We start from the raw sequence: 3480 nt of genomic DNA, 5'->3' as shown, positions 1-3480 counted from the left end.
GATTTTTGGCTAAAGCCTGATTCATCGAAATAAAAGAGGTCAATTTCCCCCGAACGTTCAGCGTCAATCAGCCGCTCTAAGGTCTGTTGGCAAGCTAAAAAATCGGCTTGATAGCGCTTGTTTTTTAACGAGTGTCTGGCCTGTTTATGGCTGTAATCAGATTTTTTTAGTATTCTTTTAAGGGTTGATTTGCTGGCCGTTTTTCCTGTTTCTAATATCATTATCGATTGAGCTTGTTTAAGTTGATAAGGTTCTTCATCAACAAGCTTTTTTAGTCGTTGATTTTCAATTGAGTTATAGATTGTTGGCCGTCCAGTTCGTTTACTGTCATAAAGAAAAACAATACCGTGTTCAAACCACTGATCTAACCACGAGGAAACGGTTTCCCCTTTCACCAATAAAATCTGTGCGATCTGTTTGATACTGAATCCATGATAGCTATTGATAATCGCATGAGCACGGATCCGACAACGATGTTTTGGATGGTTTTTAAATGCTTCTTCCAATGTGATGAGTTCGTGTTCAGATAAGACCCTAATTTGTTTCATTTATAAAAATTAATAATTCATATATTGATGATAGTTATACAAAAGTAAAGGTATATACACAAGTTAAATGATGCTCTAAACACTGAAATTATCTCACTGCTCTAATAGTGAACAAATTTATGGTAATTTAATACTCCGGTACTTAGTATATTGGCTATGACTATATAGACCCCCATGATTATTTTCCTCGTTTATAAACATAAATTAGGCTTTGATTAATTGATGAGTTATCTATGGATGGATTTTGCCAACTTAAAAGGCCTGTAGTGGCTTGGTTGTTGGCTGCAACAGAACCTAGGCTGACGATTTTAAAAAAAGATTAAAATGTTCAAGCGTCTTATCAGCATTGATTGGATGTGATTGGTCGATGGGGGGGCTTCAGTTTAAATTTAGTCAGGTTGGCTGGCAGTTTGTCTCATATATTTTACCACTCTACCTTTCTCGGTCAGAGCTTGTTTGTTTGGTGTGTCCTCTTTGAATCAGTTTGTCGGTGTAGCAGTGTCATTAGCACTTAGAGTCATGCCTTTCTATAATATATTCGAAAGATCTTATAATGTAGGCTAAATAGATTACAGCAAATTAGGAGGTCATATGAAAGTTGCCATCGGTTTTGATCCCTTTGGATTCGCTCTGAGAGATACCGTCTTGGATTATCTAAAAAAACAATCTTTCAAAATTGTTGACCTAGGTGGACAGGAAGGTCTCGATAAACCTTACTACAACATAGCTCAAGAAGCTGGCAGTCTTATGGCCAAGTCAGAGATAGACCGTGCTGTTCTCGTTTGTGGTTCGGGAATGGGAATGGCTATTGTTGCTAATAAGTATCAAGGAGTCTTTGCCGCTCCTTGTGAGACGAAGAATACAGCAGAAAAAGCACGCTCTATTAATAATGCGAATATCCTTACTCTGGGAGCCATGAACACAGCGCCCTTTCTAGCATCAGAAATACTCCATGTTTTTTTTAAAACTGAGTTTAAAGCAGGATGGGATCAGGATATTAGTTCTTTTCTCGATCAAGCTTTAAAGAATATTGTGACTATTGATGGGGTTGATAAAGTGCCCTAAGAGTTTCAGGGTGTTGTTGTCAATCCCTCAGGCACTATGGCATAAATCAAGGTGTGAAAGATCGAAGACTTATATGGACGTTCCCCTATAGTCAAGCCTGTCTTAGCTTGTTTTTTCGCTTCAAGCTGAAAATACTCTTTACCACAAGAACTGCCATCAAAAACTGCCATCAAATGCCATCAAAGACAGCCATCATTAATGGCATATTTTAAACCCTCCGACTAAGCTTTATGGACTAGTAGATGTTGGAGGTTGCTATGCCACGTCCAAGAAGAACCCTGATCAGTATCGAAGACACTCCCTATTATCATTGCTGTAGCCGCGTAGTGCGGCGTGCCTATTTGTGTGGTGATGATAAATATACAGGAAAAAACTATGATCATCGTCGGGGCTGGGTTGAATCTCAACTCCTTAAGTTAACCGAGGTCTTTGCTATTGATGTCGCGGCTTATGCAGTGATGAGTAATCATCTGCATGTCGTACTGTATATTGATGTTGCTAAAGCCAACAGCTGGTCAGATAGAGAAGTGATAGAGCAGTGGCATAGATTATTTAATGGCACGCAGATAACTCAACGGTTCGCTAAAGGTAAAGTGATTGAAGCACATCAAGTTACTCAGTTAAAACATCAAATTGCGATTTACCGTTCACGGCTTAGTGATATTAGTTGGTTTATGCGATGTCTGAATGAGCCGATAGCAAGGCAAGCGAATATAGAAGATAAGTGCACTGGTCACTTTTGGGAGGGAAGGTTTAAATCGCAAGCATTATTAGATGAAGCTGCGGTGTTAGCTTGTATGGCCTATGTTGAATTAAACCCCATTCGGGCAAAGATGGCTAGTACGCCAGAGCAGTCGGACTACACTAGCCTAAAGTTACGTATTGAAGCGGCATTAACGGGTAAGCAGCCTAAACGACTGCTACCTTTTGTTGGCAATGAACATCAACATCAACCCAAGGGCATTGTTTTCGCACTGGAAGACTATCTTGAACTCGTTGATGAAACAGGCCGAATTATCCGAAATGATAAACGGGGAGCGATATCAGCGAATGCAGAGCAGATATTGAATAGACTCAATATTCCAGCTGAAAATTGGCTAAAAATAATCACAGAGTTTGGGACATTGTTTCATGGTCCTGTAGGTACGCTACAAGAGCTAAGCCGCTACTGTGAACATTTAGATAAACGACGACGGCACTTCTCAAAGTGTTGCAAGTATATGCAAGTAGGCTAGAGCCCAGCTTGTATCTCAAGAGCAGGAACCTCAGTTAATCAACTGAGTCGGTACTTTACACTTCAAAACTCACTAATTCCGCTAATATTACTCATTTTTCCAGATCAGCAGCAGGCATTACGTTAAAAACAGTCAGATCATGATTTGATAAATGCTGAGCGTTGATATCGGGTAAAAATCTCAGTATGTTGCTGATTACTAATGGCTGGCTATGACTATCTTGATTGATTAAACTAAAGGTTTCCCAGTTGCCCACTTGAGTGCGGTCAGCATCTAGGCTCCCATCTGTTTGCGCACTAAAGTAATAACCATCTTGGGTCCGAATAGAGACTAGATCGCCACTTTGAATACAGCCAGTAAAGTATCTTGCTTGTTCTAGTCTGAGATGAAAAGACTCCCAAGAGCCTTGATCATCTCGATTGGCATTCACTGTGTTGCCGCCATTGCCTTCAGCTGTAAAGTATTTTCCACTGCTCGCTTTAAGTGAAATGGCTAAATTTACAGGAGGATATTCGATGGGAGTCTTATAAGCATAGGTATTGACCCAATGTAGTTGTCCAATTCTGGGAGCATGATCGCTAATATTATTATGATCTAGGCGATTATCCACGAGGGGTGTATGACTGAATTCA

Annotated in this window: 4 protein-coding genes; 2 read left to right on the top strand and 2 right to left on the bottom strand. The window is 40.0% G+C overall.

Features of this window, described 5'->3' with window-relative positions:
• Positions 1 to 548, bottom strand: a 548-nt coding sequence (locus L2764_RS26410) for a helix-turn-helix domain-containing protein (protein ID WP_248943319.1), incomplete at its 3' end; no start/stop codon positions are given.
• A gap of 591 nt (positions 549 to 1139) precedes the next feature.
• Between L2764_RS26410 and L2764_RS26405 the strand changes: the two genes are divergently transcribed.
• Both L2764_RS26405 and L2764_RS26400 read left to right on the top strand, forming a co-directional pair.
• A complete protein-coding gene (locus tag L2764_RS26405) occupies positions 1140 to 1613 on the top strand; it encodes an RpiB/LacA/LacB family sugar-phosphate isomerase (protein WP_248943318.1) in 474 nt (157 codons plus the stop codon).
• A gap of 257 nt (positions 1614 to 1870) precedes the next feature.
• Positions 1871 to 2848, top strand: coding sequence for a transposase (locus L2764_RS26400; RefSeq protein WP_248943317.1), 978 nt, complete (start codon positions 1871 to 1873; stop codon positions 2846 to 2848).
• Between the two features lie 91 nt (positions 2849 to 2939).
• On the opposite strand, the gene L2764_RS26395 is transcribed toward L2764_RS26400, so the two are convergent.
• Positions 2940 to 3480, bottom strand: a 541-nt coding sequence (locus L2764_RS26395) for a fascin domain-containing protein (protein WP_446539690.1), incomplete at its 5' end; no start/stop codon positions are given.

The sequence above is a fragment of the Shewanella surugensis genome (genome assembly GCF_023284005.1).
GTDB classification, from domain to species: domain Bacteria; phylum Pseudomonadota; class Gammaproteobacteria; order Enterobacterales; family Shewanellaceae; genus Shewanella; species Shewanella surugensis.
Note: the sequence above shows the minus strand (reverse complement) of the source record. Positions and strands in the feature narration are given on the sequence as shown.

Bases quoted from the DNA above. Each gene is read 5' to 3' on its own strand.
- L2764_RS26400 (WP_248943317.1), top strand. From the start codon at position 1,871: ATGCCACGTCCAAGAAGAACCCTGATCAGTATCGAAGACACTCCCTAT.
- L2764_RS26405 (WP_248943318.1), top strand. From the start codon at position 1,140: ATGAAAGTTGCCATCGGTTTTGATCCCTTTGGATTCGCTCTGAGAGAT.